This window comes from Modestobacter altitudinis (assembly GCF_005930475.1).
In the GTDB taxonomy this organism is placed as follows: Bacteria; Actinomycetota; Actinomycetes; order Mycobacteriales; family Geodermatophilaceae; genus Modestobacter; species Modestobacter altitudinis.
The window spans coordinates 21,029-40,167 of sequence record NZ_SJEW01000031.1 but is presented as its reverse complement, the minus strand read 5'-3'; the positions used below and the strand labels follow the sequence as shown (position 1 = coordinate 40,167).

General features: G+C 76.2%; 17 protein-coding genes. 9 read left to right on the top strand and 8 right to left on the bottom strand.

The genetic code is table 11. The features are described from left to right. Positions 1–72: 72 nt before the first annotated feature. The 6 genes from FHL79_RS13225 to FHL79_RS13200 all read left to right on the top strand — a co-directional run bounded on the left by FHL79_RS13225 (position 73) and on the right by FHL79_RS13200 (position 7,814). Complete coding sequence (locus FHL79_RS13225; RefSeq protein WP_138759059.1) at positions 73–1,545, top strand: leucyl aminopeptidase family protein; 1,473 nt, start codon at positions 73–75, stop codon at positions 1,543–1,545. 83 nt (positions 1,546–1,628) lie between these two features. Further along, entirely contained in the window at positions 1,629–1,805 is a 177-nt protein-coding gene (locus tag FHL79_RS13220; RefSeq protein WP_138759058.1) for an antitoxin, read from the top strand. 67 nt (positions 1,806–1,872) lie between these two features. Next, positions 1,873–3,333: a hypothetical protein gene (locus tag FHL79_RS13215; RefSeq protein ID WP_138759057.1), complete on the top strand. Its 1,461-nt coding sequence runs from the start codon at positions 1,873–1,875 to the stop codon at positions 3,331–3,333. A 226-nt stretch (positions 3,334–3,559) separates the two neighbouring features. Continuing rightward, positions 3,560–5,932, top strand: coding sequence for an ATP-binding protein (locus FHL79_RS13210; protein ID WP_138759056.1), 2,373 nt, complete (start codon positions 3,560–3,562; stop codon positions 5,930–5,932). A gap of 134 nt (positions 5,933–6,066) precedes the next feature. Next, positions 6,067–6,996, top strand: a complete 930-nt coding sequence (locus tag FHL79_RS13205; protein ID WP_138759055.1) for an ABC transporter ATP-binding protein — start codon at positions 6,067–6,069, stop codon at positions 6,994–6,996. Further along, a complete protein-coding gene (locus tag FHL79_RS13200) occupies positions 6,993–7,814 on the top strand; it encodes an ABC-2 transporter permease (protein ID WP_138759054.1) in 822 nt (273 codons plus the stop codon). The genes FHL79_RS13205 and FHL79_RS13200 overlap by 4 nt, the downstream gene beginning before the upstream one ends. Positions 7,815–7,865: 51 nt before the next feature. On the opposite strand, the gene FHL79_RS13195 is transcribed toward FHL79_RS13200, so the two are convergent. The 4 genes from FHL79_RS13195 to FHL79_RS13180 form a co-directional block, all read right to left on the bottom strand. Next, positions 7,866–9,359, bottom strand: a complete 1,494-nt coding sequence (locus tag FHL79_RS13195; protein ID WP_138759053.1) for a phytoene desaturase family protein — start codon at positions 9,357–9,359, stop codon at positions 7,866–7,868. An 84-nt stretch (positions 9,360–9,443) separates the two neighbouring features. Then, a complete protein-coding gene (locus FHL79_RS13190) occupies positions 9,444–10,469 on the bottom strand; it encodes a hypothetical protein (protein ID WP_138759052.1) in 1,026 nt (341 codons plus the stop codon). Then, the gene (locus FHL79_RS13185; RefSeq protein WP_138759051.1) at positions 10,466–11,380 is read right to left on the bottom strand and encodes an ABC transporter ATP-binding protein; all 915 of its coding nucleotides are present in this window, start codon (positions 11,378–11,380) and stop codon (positions 10,466–10,468) included. Before FHL79_RS13185 ends, FHL79_RS13190 begins: the two co-directional genes overlap by 4 nt. A 139-nt stretch (positions 11,381–11,519) precedes the next feature. Next, positions 11,520–12,395 (bottom strand): polysaccharide deacetylase family protein, encoded by an 876-nt coding sequence (locus FHL79_RS13180; RefSeq protein ID WP_138759050.1) that lies wholly within the window; start codon positions 12,393–12,395, stop codon positions 11,520–11,522. Positions 12,396–12,516: 121 nt separating this feature from the next. Here FHL79_RS13180 and FHL79_RS13175 point away from each other — a divergent pair, with 121 nt between their 5' ends. Continuing rightward, the gene (locus tag FHL79_RS13175; RefSeq protein ID WP_138759049.1) at positions 12,517–13,485 is read left to right on the top strand and encodes an App1 family protein phosphatidate phosphatase; all 969 of its coding nucleotides are present in this window, start codon (positions 12,517–12,519) and stop codon (positions 13,483–13,485) included. Here the strand turns inward: FHL79_RS13175 and FHL79_RS13170 are convergent. From FHL79_RS13170 to FHL79_RS13155, 4 genes are all read right to left on the bottom strand, one after another. Continuing rightward, positions 13,434–14,468, bottom strand: a complete 1,035-nt coding sequence (locus FHL79_RS13170) for an MsnO8 family LLM class oxidoreductase (RefSeq protein ID WP_246080735.1) — start codon at positions 14,466–14,468, stop codon at positions 13,434–13,436. The two genes, FHL79_RS13175 and FHL79_RS13170, sit on opposite strands and share 52 nt — an antisense overlap. After that, complete coding sequence (locus FHL79_RS13165; RefSeq protein WP_138759048.1) at positions 14,462–16,126, bottom strand: SpoIIE family protein phosphatase; 1,665 nt, start codon at positions 16,124–16,126, stop codon at positions 14,462–14,464. Before FHL79_RS13165 ends, FHL79_RS13170 begins: the two co-directional genes overlap by 7 nt. Positions 16,127–16,237: 111 nt before the next feature. Beyond that, positions 16,238–17,350 carry a spore photoproduct lyase family protein gene (locus FHL79_RS13160; RefSeq protein ID WP_138759047.1) on the bottom strand — a complete coding sequence of 371 codons (1,113 nt, stop codon included), beginning with the start codon at positions 17,348–17,350 and terminating at the stop codon, positions 16,238–16,240. Between the two features lie 106 nt (positions 17,351–17,456). Next, positions 17,457–17,891, bottom strand: a complete 435-nt coding sequence (locus tag FHL79_RS13155; protein WP_138759046.1) for a MarR family winged helix-turn-helix transcriptional regulator — start codon at positions 17,889–17,891, stop codon at positions 17,457–17,459. Positions 17,892–17,968: 77 nt separating this feature from the next. Between FHL79_RS13155 and FHL79_RS13150 the strand changes: the two genes are divergently transcribed. Together FHL79_RS13150 and FHL79_RS13145 are read left to right on the top strand one after the other, a co-directional pair. Then, a complete protein-coding gene (locus FHL79_RS13150; protein ID WP_138759045.1) occupies positions 17,969–18,607 on the top strand; it encodes a maleylpyruvate isomerase family mycothiol-dependent enzyme in 639 nt (212 codons plus the stop codon). Between the two features lie 112 nt (positions 18,608–18,719). Further along, on the top strand, positions 18,720–19,139 hold the full coding sequence (locus FHL79_RS13145) for a DUF350 domain-containing protein (RefSeq protein WP_138734584.1): 420 nt from the start codon (positions 18,720–18,722) through the stop codon (positions 19,137–19,139).

Genomic DNA, 19,139 nt, shown 5'->3' with positions numbered 1-19,139 from the left:
GGGGCCGCGCCGTTCCCCCGGGTCGAGGTCGTCGCCGCGCTGCCGGCGCTGGGCGAGGACGACGTCCTGGCCGTGCCGGTCGGGGCCAGGGGGGCGCTGCCCGAGTGGCTGACCGCGGCCACCGAGCCGCCGGTCGACCCGGGGTTCCTGGCCGGCGCGCTCGCTGACACCGGCAACGGCGGGAAGCCCGGCGGGATCACCAACGTGCCGGTGCCCGGCCGCCGGCCGCGCAGCGTGGTCGCCGTCGGCGTCGGCGACGCCACCGTGCCGGAGCTGCGCTCCTACGTGTCGGTCGCCGTCCGCCGCGGCCAGACCCTCGCCGAGCACGGTGCCCGCCGGCTGGTCCTGCCGCTGGACACCGGGGTGGCACCGGCCGGCGCCGACGAGGTGCGCGCCGCCGTGGAGACCGTGCTGCTGGCCGGCTACCGGTTCCGGGAGACCTCCGGCCCGCACCCGGTCCGGCTCGCCGAGGTGACGATCGTCTGCGCCGACGCCGGTGACCACGCCGTGGCCCGGGCCGCGCGCGCCGGGCAGGTCACCGCGGAGTCCGTGGCGTGGGCCCGCGACCTGGTCAACACCCCGCCGGACACCGCGGACCCCGGCTGGCTCACCGAGCAGGCCGTCGAGCGACTGCGCGGGCCGGCCGACGTCACCGTCACCGTGCTCGGCGCTGCGGAGCTCGTCGCCGGCGGTTTCGGCGGGGTGCTCGCCGTCGGCGGCGGCGCCGCGTCGCCGCCGCGGGTGGTGGTCGCGACGTACCGGCCGGCCACGGCCGACGCCGGACACCCGGTGCTGGTCGGCAAGGGCGTCACCTTCGACACCGGCGGCATCTCGATCAAACCCAACGCCGGCATGCGGGACATGAAGACCGACATGGCCGGCGCCGCCGCGGTGCTGGCCGTCGTCGACGCCGCGGCCCGGCTGCAGCTGCCGGTCGCGGTCAGCGCCGTCGTGGGGCTGTGCGAGAACTCCGTGTCCGGCGCCGCCTACCGGCCCGCCGACGTCGTCCGGCACGTCGGCGGGCGCACCACCGAGGTGCTGAACACCGACGCCGAGGGCCGGCTGGTGCTCGCCGACGGCCTCGCGCACGCCCGCCTCGCGCTGGGCGCGACCGTCTTGGTCGACGTCGCGACGCTCACCGGCGCGATGCGGACGGCGCTGGGCTCGCGCACCGCCGGGCTGTACGCGAGCACCGACGGCCTGGCCGACGCGCTGCTCACCGCCGCCGGGCACGCCGGTGAGCCGTTCTGGCGGATGCCGCTGACCGACGAGCACGTCGGGCACCTGCGGTCGCAGCTGGAGTCCGCGGTCGCCGACGCCAACAACGCCCCGGGCAACCCCGGGTCGACGACCGCCGCGCTGTTCCTGCAGCCCTTCACCGGCGGCCTGCCCTGGGCACACCTGGACATCGCGGGACCGGCACGGTCGGGCAGCGACGACGCCGAGCTGGTCCGCGGCGGCACCGGGTTCGCCGCCCGCACGCTGCTGCGCTGGCTGGAGGCCGGGGCGCCGGCCGAGCTGCCCGGGCCCGTCGTCCTGGACTGACCGCCTCCCGGTTGGACCCGGCGCGTCCTGGGCAGGCACTGCTGAGCCGCGCACCCGGCGCGACCGATGCGAGGAGGAACGACATGGCAGGCATGGCGGACAAGGCCAAGGACTTCCTGAGCAGCGACAAGGGCGAGCAGGTCAGCGACAAGGGCCTGGACAAGGCCGGCCAGGTCGTCGACCAGAAGACCGGCGGCACGCACGACGCGCAGATCGAGAAGGGCGTCACGATGGCCGACAAGAAGCTCGGCACCGAGTAGCAGACCGGGGACCGTGGGACGGCGCCAGCAAGCGCCGTCCCGCGGTCGGTCGGGCAGGATCGGCCGGGTGACCGGCCCAGCAGAGCAGGACCTCCGAGGTGTCGTCTTCCCCGCCGGAGCGGACGGGCGGCGCAGCACCGCCACGCTCGGCCGCGCCGTCGTCGCCGACGCGCTGCGCCCGGTCGACCACGCCGGTGCGCTCGCCGCCGAGCACGAGACCAACTGGCGGGCCGGGTACCTGACGCACGTCCGCCGGACGGTGGAGGCCGGGTTGGCCTCCCGCGAGGCGGCCCTGCAGGTGGCCGCCGCCGGGCTCGACTCGCTGCACACCCGGATGCGGGTGGCCGGTCCGGACGGCGAGACCGACCTCGCCGCCCTGCGCACCGCCACGGCCGCCCTTGAGCTGACCACGGTCGAGGTGCGCGGCGAGGCCGAGCCCGAACGGGAGCTGTCCCTGCCCTTCGCCGGCCAGCGGCTGCGGGGCGAGGCGCTGGACCGCCGGCTGACCGCGTGGGTCGACGCGGGCGTGGTCGAGCCGAGCTGCGCCGACGCGGTGCGCACGGTCGCCGACCACCCCGAGTGGCTCTCGCTGCCCGACCGCACGGTCGCCGTGCTGGGGGCGGGCGCGGAGATGGGCCCGCTCACCGCCCTGCTGCGCTGGGGCGCCCGGGTGGCCGCCGTCGACCTGCCCCGGCCGGCGCTGTGGCAGCGGGTCCGGGACACCGGCCGCCGGGGGGCGGGCACCCTGCTGCTCCCGGTCGGTGCGGACGACGCGGCCGGCGCGGACCTGATCACCGAGGTCCCGGAGGTGGCCGACTGGCTCACCGGTCTTCCGGGGACGCCGGTCCTGGGCAACTACGTCTACGCCGACGGCGCCACCAACGTGCGGGTCTCCGTCGCCGTCGACGCGCTCACCCTCCGGCTGACCGAGGCCCGCCCCGACCTGGCGCTGGCCTTCCTGGCCACCCCGACCGACGTGTTCGCCGTCCCGGGCGAGGCGGTCGAGGCCTCCGTCGCCGGCTACGCCCGGCGCTCGGCGGTGGGGAAGCTGCTGGGCCGGCCGCTGCGCACGCTGTCCGCCGGGCGGCTGCTCCGCCGCAACTACCTGCCGGGCTCGGACCCGGGGGTCAACGACAGCCTGGTGCCGCAGCAGGGTCCCAACTACGCGCTGGCCAAGCGGCTGCAGCGGTGGCGCGCCTCGGTCGCCCGGGCCGCGGGCAGCACCGTCTCGATGAACGTCGCGCCGCCGACGCGCACCCGGTCGGTGCTCAAGAACCGCGCACTGGCCGCGGCCTATGCCGGCGCGCACCGCTTCGGGGTGGAGGTCTTCGAGCCGGCGACGTCCAACGTGCTGATGGCGGCGCTGCTGGTGCACGACCTGAACACCGGGGGCGGCCCCGCACACCCGCACCCCTGGCAGGACGAGGCGTACGGGGCGGCGCACGGCGGGCTGTGGCGGAGCCCGTACGCCCCGCGCAGCGCCCTCGGCCTGGCCGCGGTGCTGGGCCTCGGCGCGGCCCGCAGCTGACGTGGCCGCGGGCCGCACCGGGCGGTCGCCCGCTCGCTGTTGAACGGGCGACCGCCGGCCCGGGGGCAGGGGGTCGCGGGCGCACCGATGGCGAGCAGGCCGCGACGAGGAGGCGCCCCGTCGCGCCGCGCCAGGGACGACCCTGGCCGGTCGGGCCGCGGTGCACCACGACCAGCGGACGCACAGTCGCGCTGTACGGGCCCTGTACGGGTCGTAGGCTCCCGGCGTGCCGCCGCCGGACGTCACCGCCGGCTCCGTCCCGCCGGAGTCGTTCGCCGTGCTGCTCCGACGCCTGCGCGAGTCCCGGGGGCTGACCCAGGAGGAGCTCGCCGCGCGGGCGGGCCTGACCGTGCACGGTGTCAGCGCCCTGGAGCGCGGAGTGCGCCGACGCCCGTACCCGCACACCGTGCGGTCCCTCGCCGACGCCCTCGACAGCTCTCCGACCGAACGCGCGGCGCTGCTGTCCGCGGTGGCCAGCACCGGCCTGGTCGCGGTGCCCGCCGACCCACCCGGCCGCGGCGACCGGACGGCCGTGCTGCGCGGACTCCCGGCGCCGGTGACCGCGCTGCTGGGCCGGGACGACGACGTGGCCGCCGTCGCGGAGGCCCTGCACCGCTCCGACGCCCGCCTGGTGACGCTCACCGGCACCGGGGGCGTGGGCAAGACGCGGCTCGCCCTGGCCGTCGCGGAGCGCACCGCGGGGAGGTACGCCGACGGCGTCGCCTTCGTCGCGCTGGCCGCGGTGGACGACCCGGCGCTGGTCCTCCCGGCGATCGGACGGGTCACCGGCCTGCCGACGGTGGAGGACGGCGACCTCGACGGCCGGGTGGTCGACCAGCTCCGCGACGCACACCTGCTGCTCGTCCTGGACAACCTCGAGCACCTGCCCGGAGCGGTGCCGGTCGTCGCCCGGCTGCTGGAGCAGTGCCCCCGGCTGGTGGTGCTGGCCACCAGCCGGGCGGCGCTGCGGCTGCGCGGCGAGTGGGAGCACGCGGTCCACCCGCTGGCCCTGCCGCCGACGGTGGCCCGGGACCTCACCCAGGTCGCGTCGGCCGCCGCCGGCGCCCTGTTCCTGGACCGGGCCCGGGCGGTGTCGCCGGACTTCGGCAGCGGCCCGGGGGGAGCGACCGCGGTGGCCGCCCTCTGCCGGCGGCTGGCCGGGATCCCGCTGGCACTCGAGCTCGCCGCCGCCCGCGCCCGGGTGCTGGACGCCGCCGCGCTGCTCGAGCGGCTCGACGACGCGATGAGCCGGGACGGCGCCGCGGACCTGCCGCCGCGGCAGCGCACGATGCGCGCGACCCTGGACTGGAGCCACCGGCTGCTCGACCCGCCCGACCGGCTGCTGCTGCAGCGCCTGGCGGTGTTCACCGGCGGCTGCACGCTGGAGGCCGCCGAGGCGGTCGCGGCCGACCTGGAGGACCCGCTCGGCTCGCTGGAGCGGCTCGTGGAGCACTCGCTGGTCGAGGTGTCGGGGGAGGGCGGCGCGCGCCGCTACGGGATGCTCGAACCTGTCCTGCAGTTCGCCCGGTCGCTGCTGGGCGAGGAGGAGGCGCGCCGGGCGCGGACCGCGCACGCGACCTTCTACCTCGAACTCGCCGAGCAGGCGGCGCCCGGCTACCAGGGTGGTGAGCAGGTCGGCTGGCTGGACCGGGCGGAGCGGGACGCCGCCAACCTGGCCGCCGCGGTGGAGTGGTGGCTGCAGGTCGGCGACGGCTCCCGGGCCGGCCGGATGGCGTGGGCGCTGTGGCTGTTCTGGTGGCTGCGCGGCCGCCTCCGGCAGGGGCGCCGGCTGGCCGAGGCCGCGCTGGAGCGGGACCAGCCGCCCGAGGTGCGGGTGCGGACGATGCTCACCGCCGCGTCGATGGCGTTCGCGCAGGGCGACCTGCCGCACAGCGGGGCGCGGTGGTCCGAGGCGGCGGAGCTGGCGGTGGCGCTCGGGGACCTCGAGGGCCAGGCCTACGGGTTCGCCGGGCAGGGCCTCGCCGCGCTCGGCGGCGGCGCACCGGACCGGGCCGAGCCGTTCTTCGTCGCGGCCCTGGCGGTCTCCGAGCGGGTCGGCCCGGCCACCGACTGGGTCGCCGCGCTCACCCACGTGTGGCTGGGCACGGTCCGGCAGGTCTCCGGCGACCCGCGCGGCGCCGTGCCGCACATCGAGCGGGGACTGGCCTCGGCACGCCGCCGCGGTGACCGGCTGGCCACCTACGTCGCGCTGTTCGGGCTGGTCCAGGCCGAGCTCGCGGAGGGCCGGCCGGCGGCGGCGCGGGAGCACCTCGTCGAGGGGATCGAGCTCTCCGAGCAGACCGGTGACCTGGCCAACCTGGCCTTCTTCGTGGAGAGCCTGGCGGTGGTCGAGGGCGCGGGAGGTGCGCACGACCGCGCGGCGGTGCTGCTGGGCGCGGCGCACGGGCTGCGCGAGCGGGTCGGCTCGCGGGTCTACGGCTACTACCTCCCCGACCCGGAGCTGCGCGCGCGGGCCGAGGCGCAGGCGCGCGCGGCGCTCGGGGACTGCGCCGTCGAGGAAGGGCTGGCCGCCGGGGAGGTCCTCGACGTCCCGGCCGTCCTGGCGCTGGCCCTCCGTCGGGAGACCCCGACCGGCTGACCCGACACCTCGGGGTCGGGGCTCGGGGACGGTTCAGGGTCGGGTCAGGGCGCTCCCCGATGGTCCGGGCAGTCGCGCGTCGACAGGCTGCTGGGCATGGACACCACACCTCCCCGGCCGCTCCGGGGGACCCGATGATCGTCGCCCGCGGGCTCACCAAGACCTTCGGCCCCAAGCTCGCCGTCGACGACCTGAGCTTCACCGTGGAACCCGGGCGGGTCACCGGCTTCCTCGGCCCGAACGGCGCCGGCAAGTCGACGACGATGCGCATGGTGCTCGGCCTGGACCGGCCGACCGCCGGCAGCGTCACCGTGAACGGCCACTCCTACGCCGACTCGGCGGCGCCGCTGCGCGAGGTCGGCGCGCTGCTCGAGGCCCGGGCGCTGCACCCCGGGCGCACCGCCCGCAACCACCTGCGCTGGCTGGCCGCCAGCAACGGCATCCCGCGCACCCGCATCGACGAGGTGCTCGACCTCGTCGGCCTCGACGCCGTCGCCGACCAGCGGGTCGGCCGCTTCTCCCTGGGCATGGGCCAGCGGCTGGGCATCGCGGTGGCGCTGCTCGGCGAGCCACCGGTCGTCGTCCTCGACGAGCCGGTCAACGGACTGGACCCCGAGGGCATCCGCTGGGTGCGCACCCTCGCCCGGGAGCTCGCCGGGCAGGGCCGGACGGTGCTGGTCTCCAGCCACCTGATGAGCGAGATGGCGCTCACCGCCGACCACCTGCTCGTGGTCGGTCGCGGCCGGATGCTCGCCGACTGCTCGATGGCCGAGTTCATCGCCGACCACGCCGCCTCCCACGTGCGGGTGCGCAGCCCCCGGACCGGGGACGTCGAGGCGCTGCTGCGCGGCCGCGGCCTGGAGGTCGACCGCCAGGGCGCCGAGCTCCGCGTCCAGGGGCTCGACGCGGCCGGCATCGGTGAGCTGGTCGGTGGGGCGGGGCTCCTCCTGCACGAGCTGACCCTCGTCCAGTCCTCGCTGGAGGAGGCCTTCATGACCCTCACCGCCGACAGCGTGGAGTACTCCACGCACCCGGCTCCCCAGGAAGCGCAGGCCACCCGATGATCGACACCGTCGCCTTGAATCCCGACCGGCACGTCCCCGGCGCGCGGCGGCACCCGCGGGCCGCCGACACGCTGCACGCCGAGTGGCTGAAGTTCTGGTCGGTCCGCTCCACCGGCTGGTCGACCGCGATGCTCTTCGTGCTCGGCGCCGGGCTGACCACCCTGGTGTGCGCCACCAGCGCCGCCTGGCTGGCCAGCGGGGAGGCCGACGAGTCGCCGGCCTCGTTCATCACCTGGGGCCTGTTCTTCGCCCAGATCACCGCGCTGGCCCTCGGCACGCTGATCGTGACCAGCGAGTACGGCACCGGGATGATCCGGGCGACGCTGTCGGCCACGCCCCGGCGAGGCGCCGTGCTGGCCGCCAAGGCAGCGGTGCTCACCGGCACGCTGCTCGTCGCCGGCGTGGTCACGGCGTTCGCCGGCTACCTGGGCGGCAACTGGTTCCTCGACCGGGAGGGCATCGGCATCGCGCTGTCCGACGACGGCGTGCTGCGCTCGATGCTGGGCAGCGGCCTGTACCTGGCGGGTCTGGGCCTGTTCGCGATGGCGATCGGGCTGCTCGTCCGGCACACCGCGGCCGCGCTGTCGATCGGCCTGGCGCTGGTCTTCGTCGTCGGCAACATGGCGTTCCTGCTGCCCGGGACGTGGGGGGAGTGGGTGGCGAAGCTGCTGCCGGGCAACGCCGGGAGCGGGGTGGCCACACCGGTCTCCTTCAACCCGGAGCTGCTCGCGCCGTGGACCGGGTTCGCCGTCTTCACCGCCGAGGTGGCGGCGCTCCTGCTGGCCGGCTGGCTGGTCTTCCGCCACCGCGACGCCTGAAGGAGGACCCCGCAGGAGGACCCCGCCGCGAGCACGCAGCGGGGTCCTCCGTCATGCCGGGCCGATGAGTCCCGCGACGATCTCGGCGGACAGCGCGACCAGCGGGAGCCCGCCCCCGGGGTGGGCGGAGCCGCCGACGAGGAAGAGGCCGGGCAGCGGAGAGGCGTTCGCCGGCCGGAGGAACGCCGCCCGGGCGCCGTTGCTCGAGGTGCCGTAGATGGAGCCCCCCGGGCTCCCGGTCTCCCGCTCCAGGTCGGCCGGGGTGCGCACCACCCGCCAGCGGACCCGGTCCCGGACGTCCAGCCCCCGCCTCGCCATCGTCGCCAGCACCCGGTCCGCACAGCCGTCGGCGACGCCGGGAGCGTCCCAGTCGAGCCCGCCGTCGGGCTCGTGCCGTGGCGCGTTGACCAGCACGAACCACGACTCGCTGGCCGCGTCGGGCCGGGTCGCCGGGTCGTCGGGTGCGCTCACGTAGACGGTCGGGTCCTCGACCGGCCGCTTCGGGCCGCGCCGACCGAACAGCGCGTCGAACTCGGCGTCGTAGCGCTCGGGGAACAGGACGGTGTGGTGCGCCAGACCGGGTGTCCGGCCGTCGAGCGCCAGCAGCAGGACGAGGCCGGAGAAGGACGGGTCGACCCGGCGCAGCGCCGCCCGCGCCCGGCGCACCGGGGCCCGGCGGGGGAGCAGCCGGCCGTAGAGGGCGGCGGCGTCGGCGTTGCAGACGACGACGTCGGCCGGCACCCGCTCGCCGTCCGCCAGCCGCACCCCGGCGGCGCGCCCACCGCTCATCAGGACCTCGGCCACCGCGGCGCCGGTGCGGACGACGGCGCCCCGTTCCACGGCCCGGTCGGCGACCGCCTCGGGGAGCCGGCGCAGCCCGCCGCGGACGTACCAGGAGCCGAAGGCCTGCTCGACCCACGGCACGGTCAGCAGCGCGGCCGGCGCCCGGCGCGGGTCCGAGCCGGAGTAGGTGGCGTAGCGGTCCAGCAGCATGCGCAGCCGCGGATCGGTCAGGTACCCGCGGCCGATGCCGCGCAACGTCCGCCCGGGCGCGATGGTGCGCAGGTCGGCGGTCCGCCGGGCCAGCCGGGCCAGCGTCGCCGCGCCGGCCAGCGGCGAGCGCAGGAACGGCTGCTCGGTCGCGGCCCACATCGCCTCGGCCCGGGCCAGCAGCGCCGCCCACTGGGCACCGCGGCCGGCCCCGAGGTCGTCGTCCAGCGCGCCCGGGACCCGGTCGAGGCACCCGGGCACCGAGGTCGTCGTCCCGTCGGCGAACCGGTAGGTGACGGCCGGGTCGAGCCGCTGCAGGTCCAGCACGTCGGCGAGCGGTGCGCCGGTGGCGGCGAAGAGGTCCTCGAAGACCTGGGGCAGCGTGACCAGGCTCGGCCCGGTGTCGAAGCCGTGGCCGTCACGGGCGTACCAGCCGAGCTTGCCGCCGACCTGCGGCGCCGCCTCGACCACGGTGACCGCATGGCCGGCGGCGGCCAGCCGAGCGGCGGCCGCCAGGCCGCCCAGACCCGCACCGACGACGACGACCCGGGCCACGCCGCCCACGGTAGCCAGCGGGTCGGGGCGGGCGCCGCCGTCCTGTCGCCGCAGCGTTCCTGCCACAACGGTGCCCGCCGCACCTCAGTGCAGGTCGCGGCGGTTGAACAGGACGACGCCCACGCCGACGACCGCCGCGGTGACCAGGGTCAGGAAGGCGGCGGCCTGCCCGCTGGTGAGCAGGTACTCGACCTGTCGGTAGACGCCCTGGGAGTCGACGCGGTCGTCCAGGTACAGGGTCAGCCCGTCGGGCAGCACCAGCGCGGCGGCGTTGTTGGTCAGCAGCCACGGCTGCCAGGCCGGCCGGAGGGCCCGGACGGCGTTCTCCGCGATCGCGACGTAGACGAACGCGACACCGGTCGCCGCACCGGTGTTGCGCAGCAGGTTGGTCAGCCCGAACCCGAGCAGCCCGGCGAACACCGCCAGCAGCACGCCGCGGCCCTGCGCACCCAGGAGCTCGGACCAGAAGCCCGCCGGCGGGGTCACCCCGTCGCCGACCACCGACTGCAGCAGGGTGGCGAGTCCGAGCCACAGCGCCTGCATGAGCAGCCCGAGCACCGCCGAGGCGACCGCGGTGACCAGCAGCTTGGCGGCCATCACCCGCGGACGGCGGGTCTCCCAGAACAGCAGGGCCACCATCGACCGGGTGGACCACTCCGCCCCCACGAAGGTGCCGCCGACGAGGAAGGCCAGGGCTGCGGCGAGCGCGGCCACCGATACCGCGCCGGCGGTGCCGTCCGCGGACAGCGAGAAGGGCTCGGGCTGCAGGAACATCGACAGCGGCAGCTGGTCGGCGGTCGCCGGCGGCCCGCACCAGTCGTCGGGGGCGACGTCGGCCGGGCGGGCCGGGTCGGCCAGGCACTGCTCCCGGCCCTCGCCGGCCAGCTGGATCTGCTCCTGCTGCGCGGCCCGGGCCTCGGCGAGCCGCTCCGGGCTCGGTGTCTGGAACGCCAGCAGGGAGACCACCAGCGCGGTCGCCCAGCCGGCCAGCGCCACCAGCAGCAGCACCCGGATGAAGCGGCGGGCCAGGAAGCGGTGCGTCTCGGCGCGCACCAGACCGCCGAAGGACCCGGCCGGGGCGGTCGGTGGCGGGGTGAGGACGGCGCTCATGCCGGGTCCGCCGTCAGCGCCAGGAACGCGCTCTCCAGGTCCGCGGCCACCGGCGACAGCTCCTCCAGGTAGTGACCGTGCTCGGCGAGCAGCCGGGTGACCTCGCCGGGCGCGCGCACCGCGGAGACCAGCAGCGCGTCGTCGGCGGGGCTGACCCGGTACCCGGCGGCGGTGAGGACCGCGGCTGCTGCGGCGCGGTCGGGCACCCGCACCCGCACGTCGCCGGACGAGCGCCCGGCGAGCACCTCGCGCACCGGCCCGGAGGCGATGCACCGGCCGCGGGCCATGATCGAGACCGAGTCGGCGACCTGCTCGATCTCGGCCAGCAGGTGCGAGCTGAGCAGCACCGTCGTCGAGCCGTCGGAGCCCAGCCGGCGGATGAGCTCGCGCACGTCCCTGATGCCGGCCGGGTCCAGCCCGTTGCTCGGCTCGTCGAGGACCAGCAGCCGCGGGCGCTTGAGCAGCGCGGCGGCGATGCCCAGCCGCTGCTTCATGCCGAGCGAGTAGCCCTTGAACCGGTCGTCGGCCCGGTCGCGCAGGGCGACGACGTCGAGCACCTCCTCCACCCGGCCGCGGGGCACACCGGCGGTCTCGGCCAGCAGCCGCAGGTTGCGCCGGCCGGAGAAGCCCGGGAAGAACAGCGGCGTCTCCACCAGCGCCCCGACGCTGCCGATCACCTCGGGCAGCCCGGCGGGCACCGGCCGGTCCAGCAGCCGCACGTCGCCGGCGTCGGCCCGGACCAGCCCGAGGAGCACCCGGATCGTCGTCGTCTTGCCCGAGCCGTTGGGGCCGAGGAAGCCGTGCACGCCGCCGGACTCGACGACCAGGTGCAGGTCGTCCAGCGCCTTCTGGGGCGGTCTGCCCCGCCGGGTGTAGCTCTTGCTCACCGCGTGCAGCTCGACGGCCGGCACCAGGGCCTCCTCGGGGGGTCGACGGACGCTGCACGGTGGCACAGCCCGCGCCCAGGTGGAACCGCATCGGCGCGCGTGTCCGACCGGTGCCAGGCTGGTCCCACGGCCCGCCCGGCCCGGCGCAGGACGCCGACGGCGGTCAGCCGGCCGGGCCGAAGTCCGAGTCGAGGTGGGCGAGCAGCGTCGGGCCGTCCCAGGTCGGCGGCGGCATGATCCGGCGGATGGAGAGCATCGGCTGGGTCGGCTCCACGGGGTCGGAGAGCTGGAAGGCCGCCCGGTACCCCGCCGACGCCACGTGCGGGAGGGTCTCCGGCGCCCAGGCGCCGTAGGGGTAGGCCATCAGGTCCACCGGGTGCCCGAGGATCTCCGCCAGCGTGGCGGCCGGCTCGTCGAGCTGCGTCGTCCACTGGTCGTCGGGGAGCCGGTCCAGCCGCTGGTGGTCCCAGGTGTGCGCGCCGATCGTCATGCCCGCGGCGTCCAGCCGGCGGAGGTCCTCGCTGCTGAGCCAGTCCGGCTTGTCCAGCACGACGGTCATCGGGAAGAAGACCGCCGGGAAGCCCATCGCCTGCAGCGCCGGCAACGCCACGGTGACGTGGGTGGCCGAGCCGTCGTCGAAGCTCAGCAGCACCGGCCGGTCCGGCAGCGTGGTGCCGAACTCGAGGTGGTCGACCAGCTCCTCGGCCCGGACGGGCGTGCGGCCGCCGTCGCGCAGCGCCTGCAGTTGCGCGGTGAACACCGCCGGTGGTGTGGTGATCGACCGGGTGTACGCGCCGTCGTCGGCCTCGAACTCGCGCAGCTGGTGGTAGCAGAGCACCGGCACGGTGGAGCGCGCCGTGATCTCCTCCGGCGTCCCGGGCGTCGGGGGCGCCACCGGGGTGGGCGTCGGCGTGGCGGTCGGGGTCGACGCGGCGGTCGTCGTCACCGGGGCCGAGGCGGCGGTCGGTCGGGCGGCCTCGGCGGTGCAACCGGCCAGCACGAACGCGCCGCCGAGGGCCAGGAACTCGCGTCTGCGCATCCCGCGACCCTTGCGGGTCGCGGTGCGGACTGCAACCGTCGAGGAGCGTGCCGAACCGCCCGTCCGGCGCCTCGTGCGGCGGCGTGTCCGCCGGGGCAGGTCCGGATGGCACGCTGCCCGGGTGGTCTCCCTCCCTGCCCTGGCCCGACGCGGAGACGCCGCGACCCGCGAACTGCTGTCCCGGGGAGCCCGTCGCGCCGGCTGGACGGCGACGGTCCTCGCCCATCCCGGCTACGGCAGCGGCGGGCGGGTGCGGGTGCTCGGCCGGGTGCTGCTGGCCCCGGCCGGCGCCCATCCGGAGGACCGCCGGGCGGTGCCGGGCTGGCAGCGGTTCCTCACCCTGGAGAGCGCGGCCGCGGAGGTGGTCGTCGACGTCGCCGGCACCCGCACGGTGGTGCGCAGCGACGACGACGGGCTGATCGACGCGACCCTGACCCTGGACCTGCCCGACGTCGGGGCGCTGCCGGTGCGGCTGACCGCCGGTGAGCGCTCGTCCGCGACCGTGGTCCACCTCGCCTCGCCGGACGCCGCACGCGGCGTGGTCTGCGACATCGACGACACCGTGCTGGTCACCGGCATCGCCACCCCGCTGCGCGCCGCCTGGCGCACCTTCGTGCAGCCGATGACCCGCCGGCAGGCGGTGCCCGGCATGGCGCGGCTGCTCCGCGAGCTGACGTCAGGGGCGCCGCACGTGCCGGTGGTCTACCTCAGCAACGGGCCGTGGAACCTGGCCGGCCCGCTCAGCCGGTTCCTGGAGCACAGCGGCTTCCCGCCCGGTGCGCTGCTGCTCACCGACTGGGGCCCGACCCCGACCCGCTGGTTCCGCGACGGCCGCTCGCACAAGCGCACCTCGCTGCAGCGGCTGGCCGCGGACCTGCCCGGGGTGCGCTGGACGCTGGTCGGGGACACCGGCGAGCACGACCCGGCGCTGTACGAGGAGTTCGCCCGCGCCCAGCCGGACCGGGTGCGCGCGGTGCTGCTGCGGGACACGACCGGAGGAGCGTCCCGGCAGGAACGGTTCGGGGACGTGCCGGTCGTCTACGGGACCGACGGCGACGCCATCGCGGCCGCGCTGCCCGCCACCAGCTGAGCCCCGGCGAGCTCGGCGAGGGCCGCGTCGGAGGCGGCCAGCGCGGCCCGGTCGAACGTGCTGCCGGCGGCGACCAGCTCGGCTGCGCCGGTGCGCTCGACCAGCTCGGCGAGCCGGCTCGCCACCTGCGTGGGGGTGCCCGCGACCGCACCGGCGGCGGTCTGCTCCAGGTACTGCTGCTGGCGCGCGGTGGGGGTCCGCCCCCGGAGGGCGGCCACCGGCTCCAGCGGCGGGAAGGCCCCGGTCGTGCGGGCCTGGGCCATCGCCCAGGCCTCCGGCAGGAGGAGGTCGGCGGCCTCGGCGGCGGTGTCGGCGACCAGCACGTCGAGGCTGATCGCCACCCGCGGCTCCGGTTGCTGCGCCGAGGGCTGGTAGCGGCGGCGGTAGTCCGCCAGCGCGGCCCGCCCCGGTCCCGGGTCGCCGGCCACGCCGAGCAGCGGACCGCCGACGACCACCGGCAGGCCCAGCTCGGCGGCGACCTGCAGCCCGCGGCCGGTGGCCAGCACGTGCAGCGGCACCGGCCCGGCGGGCTGCGGGTGCAGGGTGATCTCCGCCGTCCCGGTGAGGTACCCGCGCAGCTCTGCGAGGTCGGCGGCGAAGTCCCGCTCGGTCTCCCGCAGCGCCCGGCGCACCGGCGGGGTGAAGCCGGGGGAGCGGCCCAGCCCCAGGTCGACCCGGCCGGGGGCGAACGCGCTCACGGTGGCGAACTGCTCGGCGACCACCAGCGGCTGGTGGTGCGGCAGCATCACGCCGGCCGAGCCGAGCCGGATCGTCGCCGTGCGCCCGGCGACCGCGGCGAGCAGCACCGCCGGCGCGGACCCGGCGATGCCGGGCACACCGTGGTGCTCGGCGACCCAGAACCGGGCGTACCCGAGCCGCTCGGCGGCGACGGCCCGCTCCACGACGCCGGTCAGGGCCGCGGTGTCGGGCTCCCCGACCCGGGTCCGTGCGCGGTCGAGCAGCGAGAGCCGGGCGGTCAGCACCGGAGGGCGAGCACAGCCAGGTCGTCCCGCTCGTGCGGCGAGCCCTCCCGGTGCCGGTCGACGGCGTTCTGCACGGCCTCCACGGTCTCCTCGGCGGAGCCCGACGGGATGCTCTCCAGCACCCGGATCAGGCCGGTCTCCTCGAACTGGACACCGGCGTCGTCCCGGGCCTCGGTCACGCCGTCGGTGTAGAGCACCACGGTGCTCCCGGCCGGCAGTTCGACGTCGATCTCCTGGTACCGCGTCTCGGCTGCGACGCCGAGCGGGCGGCCCGGGTCGCCCACCTCGGTGCACTCCCTGGCGGGTGAGCGCAGTACCGGCCGCGGATGACCGGCGATGCTGAGTCGGGCGGTCACGCCGCCCTCGTGCGGCCGGAGCACCAGACAGCAGGCGGTGACGAAGCGCAGCGGGCCCGCGCCGGCGTCCCGGACGAGCGCGGAGTTCACCGCCTGCAGTACGTCGGCAGGCCCGGACAAGGCGGCGGTTGCCGCGGCCCGAGCGGTGTGCCGGGCGAGAGCGGCCGTGGCTGCTGCCTCGGCGCCCTTGCCGCAGACGTCGGCGATGAGGACCATCCACCTGCCGTCCGGCAGCGGCAGCACGTCGTAGGTGTCGCCGCCGACCAGCAGCCCCTCACCACCTGCCCGGTACCGAGCAGCCAGCTCGACGCCGGGGACGGTCGGTAGCGAGGGCGGCAGCAGGCTGCGCTGCAGCGTCTCGGCCAGCGAGCGGACCTGCGACTCGGCGCGCAGCCGGCTCAGGAACTGACCGATCTGCCGGCCGGCGGTGGCCAGCACGTCGAGCAGGTCGGCCGGGACCGGCCGTGCCCGGCGGGAGAACAGCTCGCAGACCCCCAGCAGGGTGTCCCCGTGCAGGACGGGGAAGGCCAGGCCGGTGCGGATGCCGTCGGCCCGGGCGCTCTCCCCGCGGACGAAGCGCGCGTCGCTCCAGAGGTCCTCGATCACCACCGGCGTGCGCTGCTGCCAGGTGATGCCGGGCAGTCCATGCCCCCGGCTCAGGGCCGACCCGTGCGCCTGGGCGTGCAGCCGCGGCACGGCCACCTCCGGCGCAGCCCAGACGCCGGCATAGCGGAGCCGGTCGGTGGACTCGTCGGGCCGCCAGATCATCGCGGCGTCCCAGTCCAGCTCGGTGCAGATGGTCGACAGGAGTTGTCGGAACGCGGCGTCGGCGTCCGGCGCCTCGGTCAGCGCGGCGGTGACCCGCTGGATGGCGGCCAGGTACCGGCTCACCTGGAACTGGCGTTCCAGCAGGATGGTCGTGCTGGCATCACGCAGGACGGCGACGACGAGGGCGCCATCGCCGTCGTCACCCTCGGGGGCCAGGCGGGAGAGCGTGAGGTCGATCGGCACCTCATGACCGCCGGCGTGCAGGGCGGGCAGCTGCGTGGTCGCCCCGACCAGCTCGCCCCGTCCCGTGGCCGCATACCGGGCGAAGCCGGTCCCGTGCCCCCGGCGCAGGCGCTCGGGCATGAGCACGGTCAGCGACTGGCCGACCAGGTCCTCGGGACGGTGGCCGAGCAGCGTCCTGACCGCCGGGTTCACGTACGCGATGCGCCCGCCGCGGTCGGCGACGACGACGGTGTCGGGCAGGGCCTCGAGCAGTGCCGGCGCGCGCAGCGCAGCACTCGACTCCGGTCGCACAGACCCTCCCCCGGCATCGAGGCTGATCACCCCACCTCTGGCTGCCGAGGGTCCCACACCGGCCGCCCGACGGGGCCGGCCGTGGGTCGGTGTGCCCCGGCAGGGCTCCGCTCAGAACGCGTACCGGACCCGCAGCCAGGGCGCGTGCTGGCCGATGAGCTCCTGGACCCGGTCCACCCCGGCGCGCTTGACGTCGTTGCGGTAGCGGACGTTGCGCATGCCGTTCTGGCTGACCTTGGGCTGCTGCAGCTCCGGGCGCCAGAGCAGCTCCTCGGCCTGCGGGTGCCAGCCCAGGTTGACCTCGTGCAGCTGCTCGTTGTGGGTCAGCATGATCACCTCGGTGGCCGCCTGGGCCTTGGCGGCGCCGGAGAGCTCGTCGTCGAGCTGGCGGAGCAGCGCCGTCCAGTCCGCCTCCCAGCCGTCGCGCAGCACGACGGGGGAGAAGTTGAGGTGCACCTCGTAGCCGGCCTCGACGAAGTCGTCGATCGCCGCGATCCGCTCGTCGACCCGGCTGGTGCGCACGTCGAGCAGCTTCGCGTCGGCGTCGGGCATGAGGGAGAAGCGCACCCGGGTGCGGCCCTGCGGGTCGAGGTCGAGCAGCTGCCGGTTGACGAACTTGGTGGCGAAGGACGCCTTGGCCGTCGGCAGCGTGCGGAAGGTGGCCACGAGGTCGGCGACGTTGTCGCTGACCAGCGCGTCGACCGAGCAGTCGCTGTTCTCACCCAGGTCGTAGACCCAGTCGACCGGGTCGCACTCGTTCGGCTCGGGCTTGACGCCCTGCCGCCCGACGTGCCGGCGCACGGCTCCGGTGATCTGGTCGATGTTGGTGAAGACGGTGATCGGGTTGGCGTAGCCCTTGCGCCGCGGCACGTAGCAGTACGCGCAGGCCATCGCGCAACCGTTGGCGGTGGAGGGCGCGATGAAGTCCGCCGACCGGCCGTTGGGCCGCACGGAGACCGCCTTCTTCACCCCGAGCACCAGCGTCTCGGTCTTGACCCGCACCCAGCGCTCGACGTTGCCCTCGTTGCCGTGCAGGTCGGGGATCTGCCAGTGCGAGGGCACCTCGACCAGCTCGGCGTCGGGGAAGCGGGCCAGCACCTGGCGGCCGCGCGCCGACGCCGCGGCCGCGGGCTCGGCGTAGACGGTGCGCACCTGCAGCAGCCGGCTGTCCACCGGGGTCTCGGCGGGCTCGAGGTCGTCGAAGAGGGTCAACGCGTCCGTCACACCAGGTCCAGCACCGCCCGGACCTGCGCTGTTCCACCCCGACGGCGTGGCCTCGGACTCCTCGACGCCCCCCGGAGGGGCAGGAGTGGCCACTTCTGCCCAGAGGTCAGGCCCAGGGGTCGGTGACCTCGCGCAGCCGGGTCAGCGTCGCCCGCAGGGCGGCCATCGCCTCCTCGCCGAGGTGGGCGGTCCACTCCGCCTCGACCGCGGCCACCACCGGTGCCGCCAGGGCGGCCGCCGCCAGCCCACGGCGGGCCGGCCGGATGAGCCGCGCCCGGCCGTCGCGGGGGTCGGGCACGCGCTCGACGTAGCCGCGCGCCTCGAGCTGGTCGACCAGGGACCCGGCGCTCTGCTTGGTCACCTGCGCCTGGGCGGCCAGGTCGGTCAGCCGGCTGCCCTCGCGGGCCACCCGCTGCAGCAGCCGGGCCTGGGCGAGCGTGACCTCGTGGCCGGCCTCGGCCAGGGCGGCGAGCACCCGGGTCTCCATCGCCCGGTACGGGTAGAAGAGCAGCAGCCCGGTGTTCTGCTCGGACTCGGTCATCGCGCCCCTTGTGCGGCCGCCTCCGCCGGAGGATGGTCAGGAAACCTGACCAAACCGTACCGGTCGAGGAGGCCGACATGGACCGCGACGAGCTCTGGAGGACGATCGATGCCGAGCGGTCGACCCTCGCGGACCTGCTGAGCGAGCTGACCCCCGCCGAGTGGGAGCACCGCTCGCTGTGCAGCGGCTGGCGGGTGCGAGACGTCGCGGCCCACCTGACGCTGGCGCACACCGGGGCGACCACCGCCGTCCCGGCGCTGGTCCGCGCACGGGGGAGCTTCGACCGGATGGTGCACGACACCGCCTGCGCCGCGGCCGGCGCGCCACCGGAGCAGCTGGTGGCGCAGATCCGCGCGATGGTGGGCTCCCGTCGGCACGCGGTGGGGACGACGCAGGTCGAGCCGCTGACCGATGTCCTGGTGCACGGCCAGGACATCGTCGTGCCGCTGGGGCGCCACCGGGCGGTCCCCCCGGCAGCGGCGGCCGTCGCGGCTGCCCGGGTGTGGTCGATGGGATGGCCGTTCTGGCCGCGCCGGCGGCTGCGCGGGGTGCGGCTGGTCGCCACCGACTCGAACTGGCAGGCCGGTGCCGGTCCGGTCGTGCACGGCAGCACCGGCGAGCTGCTGCTGTTGCTCACCGGTCGGCGGGCGGTCCTCCCGCTGCTGTCCGGACCGGGGGTGGCGGTGATCGAGAGGGCACCAGCGGCGCGGGGCTGACGGAGGACCCCGTCGGCCTCACCCCTCGCAGGCTCGGGGCGGCGCCGCTCCAGTGCGTCACCTGGCCCCCTAGGCTCGCACCGCTCCGCCGTCCCGACCCCGGAGGTCTTCTGTGCTGGCCAGCATCGGATACGCCGTCGCCTACACCGGCGTCGGCATCCTGCTCCTCATCGTGGGCGCCTTCGTCCTCGACCTGCTCACCCCCGGCCACCTGGCCAAGCACATCTACGAGGAGCGCTCGGTCAACGCCGGCATCGCCCTCTCCGCCGTCTTCCTCGGCCAGGGCGCCATCGCCTTCGCCACCATCTGGACCAACGGCACCAGCGGCTTCGGCGACGCACTCGCCGACACCGTGGTCTTCGGGCTGGTCGGCATCGCCTTGCAGGTGGTCGCGTTCCTGGTGCTCGACGTGCTGACGCCGGGCAAGCTGGGGCACATGCTCGTGCAGGTGCCGTTCCACCCGGCCAGCCTGGTCAGCGCGGCCTCGACGCTGGCCGTGTCGGCGATCATCGTCGCCTCGATCTGGCCCTGA

Excerpts from the sequence above, each read along its gene's own strand:
- FHL79_RS13220 (WP_138759058.1), top strand. The coding sequence starts at position 1,629 with ATGGCAGGCATGGCGGACAAGGCCAAGGACTTCCTGAGCAGCGACAAG.
- FHL79_RS13205 (WP_138759055.1), top strand. The coding sequence starts at position 6,067 with ATGATCGTCGCCCGCGGGCTCACCAAGACCTTCGGCCCCAAGCTCGCC.
- FHL79_RS13200 (WP_138759054.1), top strand. The coding sequence starts at position 6,993 with ATGATCGACACCGTCGCCTTGAATCCCGACCGGCACGTCCCCGGCGCG.
- FHL79_RS13190 (WP_138759052.1), bottom strand. The coding sequence starts at position 10,469 with ATGAGCGCCGTCCTCACCCCGCCACCGACCGCCCCGGCCGGGTCCTTC.
- FHL79_RS13180 (WP_138759050.1), bottom strand. The coding sequence starts at position 12,395 with ATGCGCAGACGCGAGTTCCTGGCCCTCGGCGGCGCGTTCGTGCTGGCC.
- FHL79_RS13155 (WP_138759046.1), bottom strand. The coding sequence starts at position 17,891 with ATGACCGAGTCCGAGCAGAACACCGGGCTGCTGCTCTTCTACCCGTAC.
- FHL79_RS13150 (WP_138759045.1), top strand. The coding sequence starts at position 17,969 with ATGGACCGCGACGAGCTCTGGAGGACGATCGATGCCGAGCGGTCGACC.